At 34.7% G+C, this 21089-nt stretch carries 21 protein-coding genes; 10 read left to right on the top strand and 11 right to left on the bottom strand.

What is annotated here, in order from left to right:
* Positions 1–144: 144 nt before the first annotated feature.
* Positions 145–696, bottom strand: coding sequence for a hypothetical protein (locus KW2_RS08260; RefSeq protein ID WP_021037626.1), 552 nt, complete (start codon positions 694–696; stop codon positions 145–147).
* Positions 697–766: 70 nt separating this feature from the next.
* Entirely contained in the window at positions 767–1972 is a 1206-nt protein-coding gene (locus KW2_RS08265; protein ID WP_021037627.1) for a TPM domain-containing protein, read from the bottom strand.
* 209 nt (positions 1973–2181) lie between these two features.
* On the opposite strand from KW2_RS08265, the gene KW2_RS08270 reads away from it, so the two are divergent.
* The 7 genes from KW2_RS08270 to KW2_RS08305 all read left to right on the top strand — a co-directional run bounded on the left by KW2_RS08270 (position 2182) and on the right by KW2_RS08305 (position 8988).
* A complete protein-coding gene (locus tag KW2_RS08270; protein ID WP_021037628.1) occupies positions 2182–3177 on the top strand; it encodes a hypothetical protein in 996 nt (331 codons plus the stop codon).
* Positions 3178–3182: 5 nt separating this feature from the next.
* Complete coding sequence (locus tag KW2_RS08275; RefSeq protein ID WP_021037629.1) at positions 3183–4127, top strand: hypothetical protein; 945 nt, start codon at positions 3183–3185, stop codon at positions 4125–4127.
* Positions 4128–4197: 70 nt separating this feature from the next.
* Positions 4198–4692 carry a hypothetical protein gene (locus tag KW2_RS08280; protein ID WP_244878732.1) on the top strand — a complete coding sequence of 165 codons (495 nt, stop codon included), beginning with the start codon at positions 4198–4200 and terminating at the stop codon, positions 4690–4692.
* A 37-nt stretch (positions 4693–4729) separates the two neighbouring features.
* Positions 4730–5521, top strand: coding sequence for an LssY C-terminal domain-containing protein (locus KW2_RS08285; protein WP_021037631.1), 792 nt, complete (start codon positions 4730–4732; stop codon positions 5519–5521).
* Positions 5522–5746: 225 nt separating this feature from the next.
* Complete coding sequence (locus KW2_RS11950) at positions 5747–7318, top strand: MucBP domain-containing protein (protein WP_021037632.1); 1572 nt, start codon at positions 5747–5749, stop codon at positions 7316–7318.
* Positions 7319–7409: 91 nt separating this feature from the next.
* The gene (locus tag KW2_RS08300; RefSeq protein ID WP_021037633.1) at positions 7410–7712 is read left to right on the top strand and encodes an ArsR/SmtB family transcription factor; all 303 of its coding nucleotides are present in this window, start codon (positions 7410–7412) and stop codon (positions 7710–7712) included.
* A gap of 100 nt (positions 7713–7812) precedes the next feature.
* Positions 7813–8988, top strand: a complete 1176-nt coding sequence (locus KW2_RS08305) for an NADH-dependent flavin oxidoreductase (protein ID WP_021037634.1) — start codon at positions 7813–7815, stop codon at positions 8986–8988.
* Between the two features lie 163 nt (positions 8989–9151).
* Here KW2_RS08305 and arcC read toward each other — a convergent pair whose 3' ends face one another.
* The 9 genes from arcC to KW2_RS08350 form a co-directional block, all read right to left on the bottom strand.
* On the bottom strand, positions 9152–10099 hold the full coding sequence (arcC, locus tag KW2_RS08310) for a carbamate kinase (protein ID WP_021037635.1): 948 nt from the start codon (positions 10097–10099) through the stop codon (positions 9152–9154).
* 23 nt (positions 10100–10122) lie between these two features.
* Complete coding sequence (gene aguA / locus KW2_RS08315) at positions 10123–11223, bottom strand: agmatine deiminase (RefSeq protein WP_021037636.1); 1101 nt, start codon at positions 11221–11223, stop codon at positions 10123–10125.
* Between the two features lie 10 nt (positions 11224–11233).
* Positions 11234–12595, bottom strand: coding sequence for an APC family permease (locus tag KW2_RS08320; protein ID WP_021037637.1), 1362 nt, complete (start codon positions 12593–12595; stop codon positions 11234–11236).
* A gap of 15 nt (positions 12596–12610) precedes the next feature.
* Positions 12611–13633, bottom strand: coding sequence for a putrescine carbamoyltransferase (gene ptcA / locus KW2_RS08325; RefSeq protein ID WP_021037638.1), 1023 nt, complete (start codon positions 13631–13633; stop codon positions 12611–12613).
* 230 nt (positions 13634–13863) lie between these two features.
* Positions 13864–14796 (bottom strand): response regulator transcription factor, encoded by a 933-nt coding sequence (locus KW2_RS08330; RefSeq protein ID WP_231099375.1) that lies wholly within the window; start codon positions 14794–14796, stop codon positions 13864–13866.
* Between the two features lie 257 nt (positions 14797–15053).
* Positions 15054–15674, bottom strand: coding sequence for a hydrolase (locus KW2_RS08335; RefSeq protein ID WP_011834722.1), 621 nt, complete (start codon positions 15672–15674; stop codon positions 15054–15056).
* A 239-nt stretch (positions 15675–15913) separates the two neighbouring features.
* The gene (locus tag KW2_RS08340; protein ID WP_021037640.1) at positions 15914–17305 is read right to left on the bottom strand and encodes an LCP family protein; all 1392 of its coding nucleotides are present in this window, start codon (positions 17303–17305) and stop codon (positions 15914–15916) included.
* A 74-nt stretch (positions 17306–17379) separates the two neighbouring features.
* Positions 17380–18048, bottom strand: coding sequence for a (d)CMP kinase (cmk, locus tag KW2_RS08345; protein ID WP_021037641.1), 669 nt, complete (start codon positions 18046–18048; stop codon positions 17380–17382).
* Between the two features lie 119 nt (positions 18049–18167).
* A complete protein-coding gene (locus KW2_RS08350) occupies positions 18168–18680 on the bottom strand; it encodes an SAG1386/EF1546 family surface-associated protein (protein ID WP_021037642.1) in 513 nt (170 codons plus the stop codon).
* A 46-nt stretch (positions 18681–18726) separates the two neighbouring features.
* Between KW2_RS08350 and KW2_RS08355 the strand changes: the two genes are divergently transcribed.
* From KW2_RS08355 to KW2_RS08365, 3 genes are all read left to right on the top strand, one after another.
* A complete protein-coding gene (locus KW2_RS08355; protein ID WP_011676698.1) occupies positions 18727–18930 on the top strand; it encodes a ferredoxin in 204 nt (67 codons plus the stop codon).
* 269 nt (positions 18931–19199) lie between these two features.
* Entirely contained in the window at positions 19200–20189 is a 990-nt protein-coding gene (locus KW2_RS08360) for a PTS sugar transporter subunit IIB (protein WP_011834718.1), read from the top strand.
* A 78-nt stretch (positions 20190–20267) separates the two neighbouring features.
* Positions 20268–21080 carry a PTS mannose/fructose/sorbose transporter subunit IIC gene (locus KW2_RS08365; protein WP_011834717.1) on the top strand — a complete coding sequence of 271 codons (813 nt, stop codon included), beginning with the start codon at positions 20268–20270 and terminating at the stop codon, positions 21078–21080.
* The last annotated feature ends 9 nt before the right edge of the window (positions 21081–21089 follow it).

Here is a 21089-nt window from a genome sequence, read left to right on the forward strand (position 1 = left end):
AAACATCAAATCATGTCTTGCGGAACTCCTATATTTCTCATTTCTTTTTATACATTAAATGTGTATAAATAATGGTAACTATTTTTCTTCTTACATCTTATTTGTAGAATTAGGATAAGATTTTTTAACTTTTTTTCCATATGATCATCGTTTATCAAAAATAACAGGAAAAGCAGCGATATCATTCATAGAGTTAAAGAATTGATTAAAGTCCTTATAACTGATATCGAGTCGTTCAAATGATAATTTATTCTTTTCCACTATGTTCTTTTTATCTCCATCTGTACGTGACGAAATTTTGGGTTGTTCTAAAAATTCAACGACTACTTTATTAGTTCCATTCCCCCACCATAAGACATGAATATCTTTCACTTCTTTTAAGAAGATTTGATAACTAATAGTGTTATTAGTTAAAGGATAATAAATTAACTCATCATTCTCCACTTGCATAATGAATGGAGCCTTCTTTTTAGAATTTCTGCTTATTCTTTTAATCAAAAAAGAAACCAAAAGAGAAAAAATATATAAAATTGATATTGCCAGTGCCGTATAAGTCACCAATTTATTTTTCCCCATTTGATAAACTCCAAGACCTCCATAGCCCACGATAAAAATAAAAAGAATAAGGCTATTTATCTTTTTTATGCTACTTTTGTCTTTCTTTAATGTAAGTATATTTTCCACATTTTGTTCCATTTAAAAAACCTCTATTTTTCTTATATTTAAGTATGAAAATTTTATTAGTAATAGTACTCCAAAAATTAATTCACCAACCTCCTGAAGCTCCTCCTCCATCAGATGAACCGCCACCACCAGAGAATCCACCTCCATAATCACTACTATAGTTTGAATAAGCATGATAGGAATCTCCGCTATATTTTTTAGTCCCTTTAAAATTATTACTATAAAAATGACCCGTAGAAGCTGGAGCTAGTATTTGTGAAGAGCTTTGAGAAACAAACATTGTTAAATCCCGGATAAGATAAGAAGAATCTGAATAAATTCTATGATTATTATTTTGCAGTTTTAATAAGTACTTAGTTATTAGTTCTTCTGAATTTTTCTCTAAAACAGTGTTTCTGACACCTTCCAAGCAGTTCAAGTTAATTGAAATCCTAGTAAAATATGGAATCATATAGTCAAGGTCTAAAGTCGCTTGTTCATCATATCTAAAGGCCCAAGCAATCTCCTGTCTACTAAGCTTGCCTTCTATTTTCTTCAATGAGGGCAAAGAGATTTCATTTTTAGTAATAAAATCCATTACCTCATCGACACTATATTTAGGTTTAAAAGCAGTAACTTTATTAAAGATAATTATTGATAGGAAAACAAATCCTCCAATTATTAAAACAGGTATTGAAAACAATAAGAAAGCATCTCCTGCATCTCCATTTGATGTATAGTTAAAGCTACTTGAATAATACTCACCCGACTCTTCCACCAACATCGTGTCCCGATTCCAACTTAAGGTATTCTCCGCTAAGTTCAGTGTTCGATTTATCATTAAACAAACTGCCTCATCATAATCAAAAGCACTAAAGTCGTCATTAACATCGGATTTATAAACTTGCTCTTTGATATTCTCTTCATTTAAAAATGCATTTCCATTCCAACCTTTGCCTAATTGAGTACGATATTTATGATCATTTACCGCAATAACAAGTAGAATCCCTAAATTATTTTTCTTATCACCAATCCCTTTAGAATTAAAATAATTCTTAGAAAATTTTTCTATTGATTCTCCTTCCAAACTATCTATCGTAAGGACCGCATATTGCGGATTTGCCATTTCTCCATTTATTGTGGCATTTGTAAACTCATTTAATGATGAATTAATCTTATCTTTAGTTTCTATGGACAGAATATTTGCCTGGTCATCCACAAAGTTCTGACTATCAGCGCTCACTTTTATCATGCTTGTGCAAATCAGAACACAAACTATCGTAACAAAAAACAACAACTTTCTTTTCATAAATTACTCCAAAAATCATTTTATTTCAAATATTTTACCATAACATTATACCATAATTTAAAACGTAATCCTTTTTACTTATTAATTCTAAATTGACTTGCCTTAATGTTGCTTTTATCCAAATACCTGACCTACAATCTTGCTTATATTTATCCACTTATATGCTATAATAAAACCGTAATACAACCAAAATTGGAGTATATAGATTTATGAAAAAATTTTTTATTATCATCTTTGCTGTTTTTACTGTTGGAATTTTAAGCAGCTGTAAAAATTCAAGTAAAGATAGCGTTGATACTATCCCTAACGCTCAGCAGGCTATTCAAGGAGAATGGATTTCATATACTGAAAGTAAAATCACTCTTCCGAAAACGTCTAGTGCTGCCGACGCGCATAAACTGTTAGACTTAACCACGTCTACCAGTGAAAAAATCAAATTTGATAAGAACAAAGTCACACTGTCTACTAATGAATATGATTATAAACTAGGACGACAAATTATTATTGGTTCATACAGTTATGATTATAAGTTAGAACAAGGTCAGGACATATTAAAATTTGATACAACAAGTTCAGATATAAGTGGAAGCCTTTATTATCGAGTAGGAAGTAAACTTGAAAAAGAAAAGACCAAAGAAATTAAGAACAAAGAAGAAAAAGAGAAAAAATCAGTGACTCATTTAAATGACGTTTGGAACTCTAAAACAGACATCATTGAAAAATCACTCAAGGAAGCAATGATTGGAACATGGTCAGGGCACTTCAAATCAGTAGCAACTACTGGTCAAGGTGTGGCTTGGGCACCAGGAATGCAAACATTAACTTTTGATGGTGGAACTAATCTTTCATTTCACGCTTCTTCTGATTCGTTAACAAATTTTGATCAAAAAGTAATTCACAATGCCTATGCCTCTTATCAACCTAATGGAATATTAGGATTAGAACCTTCGGACCATATTCCAGAAAATCCTAAAAAACTTTTGAACATCATTAAAGACCTCACAGCTGAACAAATGTTTAAACGTATTAAATATATTGCCTTTTCTTATGATGTAACAACTGATACTGGCACAATTTCTCAAAGCTTTTCCCCTTCCGAACTTTCATATAAAAACGGAAAATTATCATTTGATAATGCCTTACTCATCACACAATGTGGTGATGAAGGGGTTCAAATTTCTGGAGCTGTTTCTAAAACGGAGTAAAAAAATTGAAAAATAAAATCATCGTAGTAGCTATACTAATAACAACTTTTCTCTCTCTTTCAGCATGTAGCAAACTAACGAAGTCAGAAAGTACACTAATAAAAGGTCAGTGGGAACTTTTACAAGAACCCACACAAGTGACAAGTAATCTCAAACTATTAGATTTTCCAGATAGCAGTACTTCTACCCTTAATTTTACTAAAGTAAAAGACTACAATTTCAATGAAAAAAAACACGAACTAAGTTATCTCAAACGCTATAAATATCAAGTTGCCTTCGATAATTCAGGAAATATCTTAACACTGAGCACTAAAAAACAAAAAATAACCTACTATCGGAAAGATTCAGTTCAATATAAAAAAGCAATAACTCCGATTAAAAATCGGATGGATTCGGTTAATGAGGTTTGGAAAACGCAAAACCAATCTTTTTTGAAAGAATATGAAGAAGCTATTGCTGGAAACTGGTCAAATGCCAAAGGAAATGCTCAAGTTAATTTAAACCATGATTCGCCAGACCCTGATGCAACCTTATCCATTTCTAACCCTAAATTCCTCTTCTTTGATGTTTCCTTCACTGGAGGAGCTCGCGATAAAACGATGTCTGTCAGCTTTAAAAATAAAAACATTTCTGATGCGATTATAAAACTATCATATTCCGACTTTGACACTCTTTTGGGTCATGGATGGAGTAGCTCTGAAAATCTAATCGCAACAAAAGAAAAATTAAAAGCCCTAACTTTCAGAGATTTATTCATGAAACTAGGAGAAGTGACCTTAACTTATAGTGTTCCCGAATCAAAATTAAGTCAAGATATTAATGTTTCTGCTTATAAAGCTACTGTTGCATCAAATCTCACTCGATTTGATGAATGCACTATCACAACAAGAGATCGCTCAACTGATAATGAATTCAAGGCTTATCTCACACCCGTAGAAACCACAAATTAATATGACTTCAACTCCATTTTACTTGAAATTACTTGTAGCTCTTTTTCTCATTGTGTTACCAATAATCTTTTTGCAAATTGAAAAAATAAGCTCCAAAAAATATAAGACCACTAAAAATATTTCTGAAGAAATTATTAAGATTAATGAGATTGAAAATCTTGTTTTAGCTGTCCTCGACTCCTGGAATCAAGCAAAGCTTTATCAAAATAGCCAATTTTACAGTAAAAATTTACTGAAAAAACATGATAAACATATCACTCGTAATGAGATGTATGGCAAGAAAGAATCCTTTTTTGATATTCATGTTGAAGGAATAAATAATTTACACCAATATAAGCATAAAATTACTGTAGAAGTATCACTTAAGGCAAAATACTCCCTCTCATATGATGAGAACGGGAGCCTATTATATCTTGTAACTTCAAGATCAATGCCTCGATTTAATCAAATGTTAAAACAACCTTTGCCTGAAAAACAACCGCTTCAAAAAGATGTACAAAAATGGGAACTTATTATTGAAGAAGGTCATTTAAAAGTGAATAAGTTTTCTTTAAATCTGAAATAATAAAGTTAATATATAAAAAAACAGAAAGGTGATATAAATGGACCAAAAAACCAAAATTATAAATTTTACCGCTCGTACTTTTCGTATTTTAGTAGCAATCGTTTTTGGCTATACTATCTATGATTTGTTTTTCAGAGATATATTAACTCGTAAAATTCATATTTTTATCTACATCGTCACTTGGCTAATATTGTCCTATCTTATTATCCCCAATGTCACAAAAATCATTACGAAAATCTACCTTCCAGAATACTTTATCGGTAGGTCACGAACCTCTGACGGTGTATTAGGAGACTCCGTCAATTTATTAATTGATGGCTCAAAAGAGGAAATCGAAGCCGCTTTTTTAGCAATGGGTTGGAAAAAATCAGATAAAATTACTTTGCGGTCTTCTCTCAAAATTATAAAATCAAGCTTATTGCATCAAAGTTATCCAACTGCCCCAATCAGCTCTCTCTTTTTATTTTCTAAAAAACAAGACCTTTCTTTTGAAAAAGAAATTGCCGGAAGTCCTAAACAAAGACATCATATTAGACTTTGGGAGACTCCCAAAGATTATTACCTTCCGGGCGGAGTAAAGTCCGATTGGGTCTGTGCCGCTTCTTTAGATATTGGAATTCGCTTTTCTTTATTTACAGGGCAAATCACCCATCGAATTGATGAAAATATAGATGGAGAAAGAAATCTCATCGCAAACCAGCTCATTGAACACAATCTAGTTGAAGAAAAAAAGATATACACTCATTTTACCAATCCTTATCGAAGCAGAAATGGTGGCGGAGATAAAATCTCTACGGATGGTTCTTTAGTTTATTTGAAACTTAAATAAACTTTATATGATACCATTGCTTAAATGTAAAAAAAAAGGAAGAATCTAATTTCGTATTCTTCTTTTTTATCCAATCTACAGCTCTTACAACGACTAAAGTACTTTGGAATTTATTAAAAATTCGCACAAAAATCTAAATTTCTTATTTTAAGAAACGTTTTAGTTGACTGACTGTAATCAATAAGCTACTCTAAAGGTAACAATAACAAGAAGGAGTTAGCCCATATGAATAAGAAATCCCTTATCTCGTCACTACTACTCGCCCTTGCTTTTCTATTTTTTAATGTACAAAAGGTTAGTGCAGCTATTGACTATAATCTATTTAATTATGAATATCCAGTAAGCGCCTACTATCCTAAAAGTTCTGATAAAGCCAATGTCATGGGAAGAATAATTAAAATAAACAATGTGAGAAATGATTATTCTATTTCCATTCCAATGGATTTCAATCAGAACTCAGAAGGAAAGCTCAACTATTTTGGGCTGACCACTTCTACAAATGCTTATTTTACTCATGACTCAGGGAATTCAATCACTAATGCAGGTTCAATTACTGGTCCTGACACTTTGGTTGGGCCTGGACTTCAAAATCCTGTCAAATTACCTATTCCTAACAAAACCTTGACTGTTGATGGACAAACTTACTTTTTTAATTATTATGTGGTTCAAGTGGTCACTGCAAAAGTGGTCAGTCCAATCAATGAGATTCCTGGAAATAATTATGCACTGCAACCTTTAGATACTTTACCAGCTAACGCTAATTTTGCTTGGGCTTATTATTCTGATAGCCCTGGTGCTGTCATCCATTATAAAACGGAAGATGGTACAGAATTATTAACCTCTCCAACTATTATTGGTGAATCTGGAGATTCTATTCCCTCAGAAGCAAGAGACTTCACAGGCTATACTTTAGTATCAATTCCAGAAGCAGATACTTTTAAAAAAGCTCAATTAACAAACTTAAATTATATTTATAAGAAAAGTCCAGTAGCTGGGGCTACAGTAACAGTTAAATATGTTGATACTAATGGGTTCCCTATTTCAGATCCTATCTCACTTTCAGGTAATATCGATCAAGAATATACAACCGAACAAAAAAATATTGCCGGATATACTTTTAAAGAGGTTCAAGGAAATAAAAATGGACAATTTACAACAGAGCCTCAGGCTGTTACTTATGTCTACACAAAAAATCCTATAGCAACTGGAACCGTAACTATCAAGTATGTGGACACCAACGGAAAATCAATTTCTGATGAAATAATAAAATCTGGAAATGTGGCCAGTCCTTTTAGCACCGAACAAAAAAATATTGCCGGATATACTTTTAAAGAAGTCCAAGGAAATATAAATGGACAATTTACGACAGAGCCTCAGACTGTTACTTATGTCTACTCAAAAAATCCTATAGCAACTGGAACTGTAACTATTAAGTATGTGGACACCAACGGAAAATCAATTTCTGACGAAATAATAAAATCTGGAAATATAGGTAATTCATATACTAGCGAACAAAAGAAAATTTCAGGATACAATTTCAAGGAAGTTCAAGGAATCACAGAAGGGCAATTTACAAATGACCCCCAAACTGTTATCTATATTTATACAAAAAATCCAACTCCTCAAGTAATTAAAACTTCTAAAATTCCATCTAAAACTTTAGCAGTAAAGACTCTACCAAAAGAAGCTTTACCTGAAACTGGCGATACATTCTCTCCTTTCGCTTTACTTACAGGGAGTCTCTTAATCCTTACTAGTGCTACACTTTATCTTTTAAAGACTAAAAAGCATGAGTAATTTAAAAAGAAGTTATTAATAACTTCTTTTTATTTTTGATTAAAATAATCTTTTATATTGACATATCGCTTTTTTTCGATATAATGGATTTATGGAAAATGTTGAAACTTTTAAAACTCTATCAAATGAATATCGCTTAAAGATTCTCACTCTACTTAAAGAACCCAAGGAACATTTTTCTAATGAAACTAAAATTGATGAAGTTGAAACCGGGGTTTGTGTTGGTGAAATTCAAAAGTTATTGAATTTAACTCAATCAACTACTTCTCATTATCTTTCCATGTTAGAAAAAGATAATTTATTGATTGCTACTAGGATTGGTAAATGGACTTACTATCGCCGAAATGAAGAGATGATTTCCGATTTTAAAAATTTTATTTTAAAGGAATTGTAGATAAGCTTCTAGTTTTCTTTTTAAAAGTTTATATCGATATTTCTCGATTTATAGTTTTAACTTTCTCATTTTCTAAATATAATAATAACAGGATAAAACTATGCCAAATCAACTTACTGATCATGTTACCTTGCGTCATGGGGCAACTTTAAATACTCGAATTGTAATGTCACCTATGCAAACTCATTCTGGTTTAAAAGGTGGTTTTGTTTCTGATGATACTATTCATTACTATTCTGCGCGCTCACAAGCGGCAGGCATGTTAATTACTGAATTCCATTATGTTAGTGAGAATGGTGGACCAGCTTATGTCCCAGGATATCCTGAACAATTAGGGGCTTACTCTGATGCTCATCTGGAAGGACTTCGTAAAACTGCACAAGCCTTAAAAAAAGATGGAAATAAGGCAATTCTTCAAATTCACCATGCGGGTCGTGCTGCTGTAGGACGTCATGTAAATGGATTAGATGTTGTCGCACCTAGTGCTATTGATTTTTCTTTCCTTGATTATCCTGTTCGCGAACTTACATTAGCCGAAATTGATGAAATTATTCTTGACTTTGGAAGAGCTACTAAACGAGCAATTGATGCTGGATTTGATGGTGTAGAAATTCACGGAGCAAATCATTATTTGCTTCAACAATTCTTCTCAAAACTTTCTAATCTTCGTACAGATAAGTGGGGTGGGACTCTTGATAAACGGATGGCCTTTCCCCTAGCTGTAGTCAAAGAAGTTAAAGCAATTGTTGATGAATATGCTCCTAAAGACTTTATTATTGGTTACCGTATTTCTCCTGAAGAACTTCACGGAAAAAACGTTGGTTATGACTACAAAGAAGCTTTGACCCTAATTTCCGAAGTCATTAAATATAAACTTGACTATATTCATCTTTCATTATGGGCTGGATATAATTCTAAGCCTGAAAATAGTGAAAAATCTTATGCCCAATTATTTAAAGAAATTTTAGATACTGAAACTAAATTACTAATTGTTGGGGGAATTTTTGAAGAAGATAAGGCCGCGGATGCGATTGAAAACTATGCTGACCTAATTGCCGTAGCTCGTGGAACCTTGCTTGATCCTAACTTTGCTAAAAAGATTACTTCAGGAAAAGGGGATACAATCATCCATAAGATTAGTCCTGAAACAGTGGAGTATTCTCAATTGACTCCTGGACTTCTAGAAGCTTTCAGCCGTGAAGATTCTCTTGGCCTACCTCCTTTACCTGGTGGTGAAACTATCCGTAATTTACATACAGGAAAGTATGATATTTAATTTTAAAAATTTTGTGGATAAGAAAAACATTCGAAAAGCCTAAAATCTACTCAAGTTTTTAAGATTAATATAGTCCTCACTATTATAAAAAAGTTACCAGAAATATTTCTAGTAACTTTTTTATTAACTTTATTTAGCTGTACTAAATTTATAAATTACCCTCTCAATCTGGTACAATGCGTGTTCCAGCACCTGTTTTTACAAAATTTTCAACATTTTCTAGTGAAGTAATTGTTGCGTGCTTTCCTGTATTTTCTACAAAGGCAACAGCAGCAGCAACTTTTGGTTTCATAGAACCAGCGGCAAAATATCCTTCTTCCAGATACTGACGCATTTCACTGACGGGAACAACCCCAAGTGCTTTTTGATTAGGTTTCCCGAAATTTAGAAAGACATCACCCACTGAGGTAAAAATAACTAATTCGTCAGCATCTACAAGCTCTGCCAATTTTGCCGCAGAAAAATCTTTATCGATTACTGCTTCAACTCCTTGATAGCCCTGATTACTTTCAATGACTGGAATCCCTCCACCACCAGATACAGTGACTAATGCCGCTGCTTCTAACAAGGGTTTAATCGCATTGGCTTCGACAATTTTAAGAGGCAAAGGTGATGGAACAACCCGACGATATCCCCGTCCAGAGTCCTCAATCATTTTCCAATCTGGATATTTTTCTTGAATCCCTTTGGCCTCATCTTTACTGTAAAAAGGTCCAATAGGTTTTGTCGGATTTTTGAAAGCTTCATCTTTAGGGTCGACGACCGTTCTTGTTACTACTGAAACAAATGGAACTTCGGACATTCCATTATTAGCAAGGGCTTGTGTAAAAGCCTGAGCCATCCAATAACCAATTTGTCCTTGAGTCATCGCAACTGCTGTATCGAGAGGCATAGCTGGATTTTTAGGAGAATCGTTTTCAAGTTGTTGCAAAAGTAAATTACCAACTTGTGGACCATTTCCGTGAGTGACGACCATTTCAACATCGTTGTCTTTTATTAAAGGCATTAATTGTTCGGCGGTTTTATTAAGTGCCTTAGCTTGCGCTTGTGCTGTAGGGTCACTGCTTAAAATAGCATTCCCTCCTAGAGCTACTACAATACGTTTTGCCATTTTATTTTATGTCCTCTCTATTACTATTTGGCTTTCGGTTGTTGTTGTGTAATACAGTGAATATTTCCACCGCCATAGACTACTTCAACTGTATTTACTCCAACAATTTCACGGTCTGGGAACATTTCTTGAACTTGTTTTAAAGCCAGAGCATCATTTTCATCACCATATTGAGGGACAATAACTCCTTTGTTAGTAATTAAAAAGTTCATATATGAAGCAATACAGATATCCCCATCCTCACGAGGCAAAGTTCCTTCAACTGTATCAATCTTAAATTCTTTTTTAATCGTGACATTATTTACTGGACAGGTCAATTTATGAACTTTAAGTTGACGACCTTTAGCGTCTGTCATTTGACTTAATCGTTTATAAGCATCTTGGGCTGCTTCATAAAATGGTGATTTTTTATCATCAGTATAAATACAAGCAACCTCACCAGGAGCTACAAAACAAGCAACATCATCCACGTGCCCATTTGTTTCGTCTGGGTCAATTCCATCACCTAACCAAAGTACTTTTTCAACATTCAAATGAGCTTTAAGTTTATTTTCAATGTCTTCTTTACTCATATGAGGGTTACGTCCTTCGGATAAAAGACACATTTCTGTAGTTAAAACAGTCCCTTCACCGTCAACATGGAATGAACCACCTTCGAGCACAAAATCATCGGTCCGATAGGAATCAACATGTTCTAACTCGCAAACCTTTTGGGCAACTAAATCATCTTGGTCCCAAGGAAAATAAAGTCCATCAACCAAACCACCCCAAGCATTAAAAGTCCAGTCATTAGCACGAAGTTCGCCCTTATCATTTATCACAAAGCTTGGCCCACAATCACGTACCCAAGAGTCGTTATTTGAAACTTCAAGCACGCGCACATGTTCAGGAAGTTGATAACGAGCATTTTGATATTGTGCCTGTGAAACGAGCATGGTAACGGGTGTAAATTTGCTGATGGCTTTTGCCACATTGGTAAAAGCAATTTGAACTGGTTTAGCTCCATCCCGCCAATTATCTGGACGTTCAGGCCAAATCATAAATATTTGATCTTGAGCTTCAAATTCACCGGGCATTCTAAATCCATCTTCTTTAGGTGTTGTACCAATAATACGTTTAGACATTTTTTCTCTCCTATTTTTGTATTTTTTTAACTTTAATAATCAGTTCTCCAATAATGATAAAGATAATCGCTCCAATTGTAATTGGCAATTGTTCTGTCAAGGAAGCTTTATCATATTGCAAAGGTACTGCTGTGAATATCAATGAAATAATAATGATAATCATTGGCAAAACCATATAGACTTTCAGCATACTAGAACTCCCACTCACTTTAAACGGACGTGGTTGATCAGGATCAATCTTGCGCAACTTATAGAATGCTGGAAAGACTGGAATATAGCTCAATAAAAATAGAACTAGATTCAATGAGAAGAAAGACCAGAATAAATCTTGATTTGGTAGCAAAGGTGCAATAACAACAATAAATGTCGCTACAATTCCGTTCATCAAAGCTGCTCCCCAAGAAATCCCATTAGAAGCACGTCGTTTTGAAAAGAATTTAGGCATATCCCCATTATCAGCAGCATAACTAGCGATATTATTGACCCCTTGTGACCAAGAAACCATATTCCCAACAAGAGTTAACAAGAACAGAAAGGCTATCAAACTAATAAACCAACCAGTTGGTGTTCCTAACATTACTTGAAAACTATCTACTAAACCGGAACTTGTTGAAAGTTTATCCGTTGGAATGGCAACTCCAATCCCAAAAGCAGAAAACATGTATATTGCTGCAATGACAATTCCACCAATAATGATTGATTGAGGAATTTGTTTTTTGGGATTTTCCATGCTGTCTGCAAATGTACAAATGACCTCAAAACCTAGTAAATTAAAGATGATAACTGAGATAAATGATAAACTATGCAAATCAAAACTTGGGAGTAATGATGCCAAAGTATAATGATTGGCTACTCCTTTGGTTAGGGCTGAATAAACTCCCAAACCTCCCAGTGCTAATGCTAAGAAAACCTTTATTACCGCACCACCATTAAGAATCCAGACACTATCACTTACTGGGTATAGACTAATCAAAACAATAACCCAGATGAAAATTAATTCAATTAACAGCGAGATACCAGTATTTAACTGAAAACCAAACATTGTGTGCAACAAATCGGGACAAAGTACCGCGAGTGATGCCATCCATAAGGGAAAATTTACCCAATAAAACCAAGAGGCCCGTGAACCCCAGCGATGTCCAAATGCTTTTGTAATCCAATCATAAAGACCACCTTCCCCAGTATATGTTGTCCCAAGTTCAGATGTAATTAAACCATAAGGTAAGAGAAAGGCAACGATGAGAATAATCCACCAAAAGAACTGTGAGTTACCAATGGCAGCAACGGGTGCTGCTGCCTCGGCAACAAAAACAACACAAATGACAGAAAGAATAGCACTAAATAGACTAAATTTTTTCTTTCCATTTTCCATAAATGATACACTTTCCTATTTTTCTAAGTAGGCTTCTAAATCGGACTTAGCTTTGGCTTGTGCTTTCAAATCATAAGGATTTTTTTCAGCATAGTCAGACATCAACCAAACAAGAAGAGCACGGATAGAGGTCAAACGATTTTCTGCTTCATCAAAACAAATTGAATCTGAACCATCGATAACCGCATCAACAACTTCTTCACCTCTGGATGCTGGTAAGCAATGCATGAATTTTGTATGAGCCCCTGCTTTCGCCATCATTTCTGGAGTGACTTGGTATTTAGGAAAGAAAATAGCTAAACGTTCTTCTTCTGATAATTCTGCATCATACAAACCATACCAAACATCTGTGTAAAGGAAATCTGCCCCAACAATTGATTCCTCGTCATCTGTGACTTCAAAAGTCCCTCCAGAAACTTCACAGTTTGCAGCTAGTTTTGCTTGATGTCCTTCATTTAGTTGGTAACCCTTTGGTCCAAAATGTACAAAATGCATTCCCATTTTAGTAGCGATTAGTCCTAACGAGAAGCAGACTTGAGTCGCATCTCCAACAAAAACAACTTTACAATCTTCCAATTTTTTACCTGCTGGTAAATGTTCAATCATTGTTGTCAAGTCACCAATTTCTTGTGTTGGGTGATTATAGTCAGACATCCCGTTAAGAACTGGAATTGTTGTGTGTTTTGCTAGGTTATTCACAGATTCATGACGGTCAACACGTGCCATTATGATATCGAGTAGACGAGAGAGAACTGTACTCGTATCTTCTATTGTTTCATGTCCACCAAGTTGAATTTGACCAGGAGCGAGATATTCTGCATGTCCTCCTAATTGAGTCATCGCTGTTTCAAATGAAACACGAGTACGAGTTGAGGTTTGTTGGAAAATCATTCCCAATGATTTGTTTTTCAAAAGTGGTGGATAGTAGCCATTTTTAATTGCTGCTTTAATTTTTAGACCGAGTGTCACAATATCAAGAATTTCTTCTTTAGTGTAGTCTTCTGTTGTGATGAAATCACGTTTGTTAGTTGTTACCATTTTGTTTATTCCTCCTGAATAAAATAGTTATTTGACTTCCCACTTGGGAACGATTTCAGTATAGCAAGGTTGATTTCTTAAAACAATCAACTCTAGGATTTAATCTTTTCAAAAAGCAAAAAAACCTTTGCTACCAAGGGGTTGAGTTAAAAGGTTTAGGAGGGTTTAGTGCTTTTTTAAACGCTTTCTTTTTATAAATAAAACTCCATTCAAAAAATGGAGTTTTTTAATTATTGACTAAGTTCTGATTTTTCATATGCTTCCCAGACTTCGCAAACTTCCGAACGTCGTTCGACTTGAAGCTTTATAAAAATATTATGAGTATGAGTTTTGACTGTTCCTAATGAAAGATATAACTGATTGGCTATTTCTTGATTGTGTTTACGTTGTAGGAGAAGTTGAAGAATTTCTCCTTCTCTTTGGGTAATTCCATATTTATCCATAAATCTATCGAAATAATATTGTTCTTCCTCATAAACGTCTGTCGAATCATGAACAGCACTTATTAGGTTTGCCTTATCTGCAAGTGGAACTTCTTCATTTTCAGTTTGATAATTAGATAAAAAATATTTGATAGCTATAATACACAAAGAGATATGGAAAAGATCTTCTGATACATTTCGGTTATGAATTTTAAGCATGTTGGTATGATAAATATCTCTAAAATAAATAATAAATGTATCTTCCACCACTATGGATAGTCCAAAGATGATGGCCATTATGCCAATCAGCCTCGTGTATTTCCCTAAAAAACTGCTTTGCTTAACCTGTCGATAGTGACTTAATAAATAAATGCCTAGATAAACTGTCAAGAGCTGACTTGGTAAATAATACAACCAAACTTTTAAAGCCGAGTTGCTCATGAATGGAACGGCTATTAACCATAGGGCAAAACCGATATAAAGTCCGTATTGGTAAGCTTTAACTTTTTCTTCAAATAAATCAGTCACTAATTTTAAGGCGATACCAAAAGTTGCCAGATAGTAAATCGTTTCAATAATTGGATTGACCATAAATTGTCGATTATAGTCATTTGCAAATATTTGAAAAGTTTCGGACATGGTCACAATTAAACCATTTAAAATAAGTAATAAAAAATAAAGACTTATCAGTAAATAATTCCTTTTGCGTTCTTTAAGATATAAACTGAGCGAAAGTGACATCACAAGTGTGTATAAAATTGTTAAAAAAGTAGTATAAATATAATTTAACATCATCGGATTAGACCTACTTATCATATTATCATACTCATATCATATCATAAAAATACAAATTTAGAATATTTTTTATAAACTATTAACTGACAATTAAAGAGGCAAAATAATCATTATTTTTCATAATCTAATGATTCTGGACTAAAAAATGTACAGAAATTATTTCTGCACATTTATATTTGTATAGTATATCTATATTATTTAAATTATTCGAGTTTTAAGAAGAATCCGCTTTTTTGCATTATTTTGATGAAATCAGGGACGCTGTCTGTTCGATTCCAATCACGTTGAAACTCACAAGCAATCTGAGCCAAACTTGTCATTTTTGCTCCTGCTTGTTCTACACGTCGCAGGGCCATTTCATGCGCTGTTTTGCTTGTTCCACCAACAGCATCTACAGGAACAAAGACTTCAAAGCCTTCTTTCAAAGCATCTAAGGTAGGAAAAGTTAGACAGGCCTCTGTCCAAAGCCCACATATAATAATGTTTTTTCGGCCAATTTTCTTAACTGCTTCGTTAACTTCCTTATCTTCCCAAGAATTAATTGAAGTTCGATCATAACTTACTACATCACTTAATAATTCTTTAAGTTGGGGGATTGTTTCTTTATTGCGACCAGTTGCTACATTAACTGTAGACAATACGATTGGGACATCAAAGGTTTTCATCAGCTCTGTTAAATTAGTAACATTTCTAATTAAGTCTTGTTTGTTCATTGAATTAATAGAATTAACCTGAGTTGGTTGGTAATCAATCAACAGAAACATACTGTTCTCCGGTGAAAGTAACTCATCTGTTTCTGGGTTTCTAGGTTCTAAACTTGTCATGTGAATCCTCCTTTATGCCTAAACTATATCATTATTTTTCTTTTAAAGCAACCCTCCTGTAATTAAATTTAAACTAAAAAGAATTCATATCTTTAAATTAAGATACATTGTAACCAATTAGTTACAACACAAGAATTTAATCCTCTTTTACTACCGGATTTGTCTATATTTACTTACTCCATATCTATTAGATTAGTCATAAAAAAAGTTACTGACAAGAAACTGTCAGTAACTTTTTATTATTGGCCAAGGAGTTCTTGAGCTTTCGCTTTGTATTTTGTCATATCAATTGAAAGTCCTAAACCTCCATACATGTCATAAGCGTTTTCCCAGTCATTATCTGCCGGGATAGTTGTTGAGTTAATTCCATTTTTCATATCAAACAAGGTTGTAATTCCCTTTGTTAAGAAGAAAGAATTAGGAATATTGGTCATTGTGACGGCTCTTGTCGTTCCAAGAGCACTTGATGCAGTGAATAAAGCAAGTGGATTTTTCATTTTAGACATTACTGTTTCTAAAACTTGTTGTTGACGCTTAACACGCCCATAATCTCCCTCATCATCATGACGGAAACGAGCATAGTTTAACAACATGCGACCATCCATCTTTTGAGTTCCCGGTTTAATCATCATAAATGTACCACCACCATCAGGATAACCCAATTCGGCAGCCTCTTCAGCAGTCAAGTCTTTATCACTTGAAGTTTTCCCTTCCGTTGCAGCAAGGTCATCGGGTACAGGTACAGCTGATAGCGTTTCACCATTTACCGTTGAGAATTTTGCATCAATTTTTAGGCCTGTCGGGAATAAAGAATCAATAATTGTCGCAAAGCTTGAGAAATCTACTACCGCGTAATATTGGCAATTAATACCAAAATTTTTCTTCAATGTCTCGCTCATCAGGTTTACACCTTGTTTGTTATATTGTTCTCCAATTGTGAAGGCAGAGTTAATTTTTGAATCTGGACTATCACTTGAACCTACATCAGGAATATTGACAAGGGTGTCACGCATAAAGCTGACAATTTGTATCTTATGGTCTTTACCATTAACATGTAAAACCATAATACTATCCGTATGAGCAACACCAGAAGATTGCCAGGGCCTTTGGTCAGCCCCAAGTAACAAAATATTTACTGAACCATCTGAGTTTTTCAAACTTGTAAATTTTTCTTGTTTTGCAGGACTTCCTTCATGCTTGACTCCACGTTGATAGCCGTACACAAAGAAACCAACCATAAGCACAATAATCAAAATAATAATTCCAAATATTGTTCTCAACCAATGTCGCTTCTTTTTCTTACCAGATTTCGCCTTTTTGGAACCTTTGTTGCCTGTAGAAATTTTATTTCTATTTTTTTCTGGGCTTGGGCTACTTTCTCGTGTATTTCTTCTATTAGTATTGTAGTTATTAGAGGGTGATTCCAAATCTCTTTGTTGAAAATTTTCTGATTCATAATCGGAATATTCTGGTTCTGTATATTCTTCAAATTCTTCAGATTCAGAATAATTTCCTTCTTTTTTCAGTTCATTGAGTAACTCATAGTACTCTTGACGCTCTCTAATTGTGAGATAATCGATATTATGTCTCAAATATTCTAAGCGTTTATACTTTTTTTCATTCATTGTCATATTATTATATCAAAGTTTGATAATTCCTGCAAAAACTTGCAAAGGATTTATAATACAGAAAAATATAAAAAAACTCATTTTACATGAGTTTTTTTGGCTTTTTCTTCAATAAATTGAACAATTTCTTTAATAGTTTTTCCTGTACTATCAAGCAAAATTGCATCCTCTGCTTGTTTTAATGGAGAAACTGCTCGTGTACTATCTTTACGATCACGTTCAGCAATTTCAACTTTTAATCGGTCAAGATCTGTCGGAATTCCTTTAGATAAATTTTCCTTATAACGTCGCTCAGCTCGTTCATCAACTGAAGCAACTAGGAATATTTTCAAATTTGCCTGAGGTAAAACAACGGTTCCGATATCACGACCATCCATAATGATTCCACCCTTTTGAGCAATTCGTTGTTGTTCAGCAACCATAAACTCACGAATTTCCATCATTGCTGAAATTTTAGAAACAGCATTCGTTACTTCGTTTGTTCGAATAACTTCAGTCACATTATCCAAACCAACCAGCACTTCTTGACCATTTTTCCCATTTACAAAAGAAATTGGATGATTTTCAATAAATTGGATGATTTTTGAAGCATCTTCTGTTTTTTCTTGCAAAGCAACCAAAGTAGCCACTCGATACATGGCTCCTGTGTCTAAATAAATGAGTCCAAGATTTCGAGCAATTATTTTTGCAACAGTTGATTTTCCACTTGACGCAGGACCGTCAATCGCAATTTGAATCTTTTTCATAGAACCTTTATCGTTACCTTATTTCTTATTTTCTCTTTTAGGCCAAATTTTACTGACAGAATTAAAAGAAAGATTTTCTTCTATAATATATGCTTATTTAACTTTCTGTCAGTGAAATTTTATTTCAATTTTAAAACTTGCCCAGCATGAATAGCTGACCCATCAGCATTATATCCGTCAGCAGTAATTCCATTTAGGCTGGCAATTGTCGCCCAAGGAATACCTGTCTTAGCCGCAATTGTACTTGGGTAATCCCCTGTTGCAATTGTATAGGTATCGGCAGCTTCTGAGCTACTGCTTGATGATGAAGCAGCCGTACTACTACTAGCTGGTGTACTAGCTTCTGTTGATGAAGAGGCCGGGACTTGACTTGATGCTTGTTCTGACTTAGATGCTGATGATTGATGAAAGCTTTTAGCAATACTAGCTGTATTTCTTACTTGATTATTCCATAAAATAAAACCAATAGCAAATCCAACAAGAATGAACATGAGGACAACAAGAAAAGTTAAAAAGCGTGTCGTCAAAGGACGTTTGCTTTCTTCTTTTCCTCTATCATGTCTTTTCATTTCAGTCGATTCTTCTTTCATCGCACGATAAATTTCATTATTCCAGGGTTCTTTTGTTGACACGACCTTTTCCTTTCAATTTTACTATTTTTTTATTATCATTTCTTATATGAAGATAAAAATAATTCCCGATAAATGTATCGCATGTGGTTTATGTAATCTCCATGCGCCAGAAACTTTTGACTACTATGATAATGGTATCGTAAAATTTTACGATACGGATGAAGTTCAAAAAGAACTTTCAGAAACTTCCTCACTTCTTCTCGCTGTCAAATCATGTCCTACCGGAGCCCTCAAAATTTCAAGGGATTAGTGTATTATTTTATCAACTACTATTCTACCATAAGTTTTTCGATTCCTGTCATTTTTCAAAAAGATTTATCTTACTTTGATAATCTTTTTTTATTTTGGACATAAAAAAACGCGGTTTAAAGCTATCTATACAAATTAATTATAAAGGGTTTCCATTCCTTAAAGAACAACTGTAATATTTTTATGAAAACATTTGCAAATATCGATTTGAAGTAGTATAATAACTAAGTAATAATTTTTATTATAATCTTATATAGGAGGTTACTCACATTGAGTATCGGAATTGTTATTGCGAGCCATGGTGAATTCGCTGCAGGCATCAAACAATCTGGTTCTATGATTTTCGGAGAGCAAGAAAAAGTACAAGTTGTTACTTTTATGCCTAGCGAAGGACCAACTGATTTGCATGCTAAAATTGAAGCTGCCATCGCAACATTTGATGCTGAAGATGAAGTACTTGTCCTTGCTGACTTATGGAGCGGTTCTCCATTTAACCAAGCAAGTGCAGTGATGGGTGAAAATCCAGAGCGCAAGATCGCTATCATCACAGGCCTCAACCTGCCTATGCTTATCCAAGCCTACACAGAACGCATGATGGACGCGTCTGCTGGAGTGGATAAAGTCGTAGCAAATATTATGAAAGAAGCCAAAGGCGGTATTAAAGTACTTCCTGAAGAACTTCAACCTGCTGAAGAAACTGCTGTTGCAGCTGCTCCGGCTGCTGTTCAAGGTGCAATCCCAGAAGGAACAGTCATCGGTGATGGTAAAATTAAAATTAACCTCGCTCGTATTGACTCACGTTTGCTTCACGGACAAGTTGCAACTGCTTGGACTCCAGACTCAAGAGCAAACCGCATCATCGTTGTTTCTGACACCGTTTCTAAAGATGAACTTCGTAAGAAACTCATCGAACAAGCGGCCCCAACTGGTGTAAAAGCTAACGTTATACCAATCAAGAAAATGATCGAAGTTGCTAAAGACCCCCGCTTTGGTGACACTAAAGCACTTCTTCTTTTCGAAACTCCACAAGATGCTCTTGCAACAATCGAAGGTGGTGTACCAATTGATACATTGAACGTTGGTTCTATGGCTCACTCAACTGGTAAAACAATGCTCAACAAAGTTCTTTCTATGGACAAAGATGACGTTGCTACTTTTGAAAAATTGCGTGACCTCGGAGTTAAATTCGACGTACGTAAAGTTCCGGCTGATTCTAAATCAGACCTCTTTGGTTTGATTAAAAAAGCTAACGTACAATAATCAGAATATGCTCGTCTGATATTCTGATTAATAAAATTGAATATTAGGCAGCTAATTAATTAAGGAGATATAAAAAACATGGAATACGGTGTTTTATCTGTAATCTTGGTCATTCTCGTTGCCTTCCTTGCTGGTCTTGAAGGTATCCTTGACCAATGGCAATTCCACCAACCAATTATCGCCTGCTCGCTCATCGGTATTGTTACTGGTCACGCATCTGCAGGGATTATCCTCGGTGGTTCGCTTCAATTGATCGCTCTTGGTTGGGCTAACGTTGGTGCCGCTGTCGCGCCCGATGCTGCCCTTGCCTCAATCGCCTCATCTATTTTGATGGTTCAATCAAACAACTTTGATTTGACTCACATCATGGGTACTATCGTTCCTGCTGCTATCTTGCTTGCAACTGCTGGTCTTGTATTGACTACTCTTGTACGTATGCTTTCAGTTGTGCTCGTTCACCAAGCTGACCGTGCTGCGGAAAATGGTTCTTACTCAGGTGTTGAAATGTGGCACTTCATCGCGCTTATCTGTCAAGGTTTGCGTATCGCTATCCCTGCTGGACTTCTTTTGGTTATCTCACCTGAAGCTATCCAAAACGCACTTGCTGCTATTCCTCCAGTTATCTCTGGTGGTCTTGCTGTCGGTGGTGGGATGGTTGTTGCCGTTGGTTATGCAATGGTTATCAACCTTATGGCTACTCGTGAAGTATGGCCTTTCTTCTTCCTTGGTTTCGCTCTCGCACCAATCTCTGAATTAACATTGATTGCAACTGGTGTCCTCGGTGTTGTTATCGCTATCGTTTACCTTAACCTTCAATCTTCTGGTGGTTCTGGAAATGGTACTGCATCATCATCAGGTGACCCAATTGGCGACATCTTGAACGACTACTAAGAAAGGAGG

The sequence above is a fragment of the Lactococcus cremoris subsp. cremoris KW2 genome (assembly GCF_000468955.1).
In the GTDB taxonomy this organism is placed as follows: Bacteria; Bacillota; Bacilli; order Lactobacillales; family Streptococcaceae; genus Lactococcus; species Lactococcus cremoris.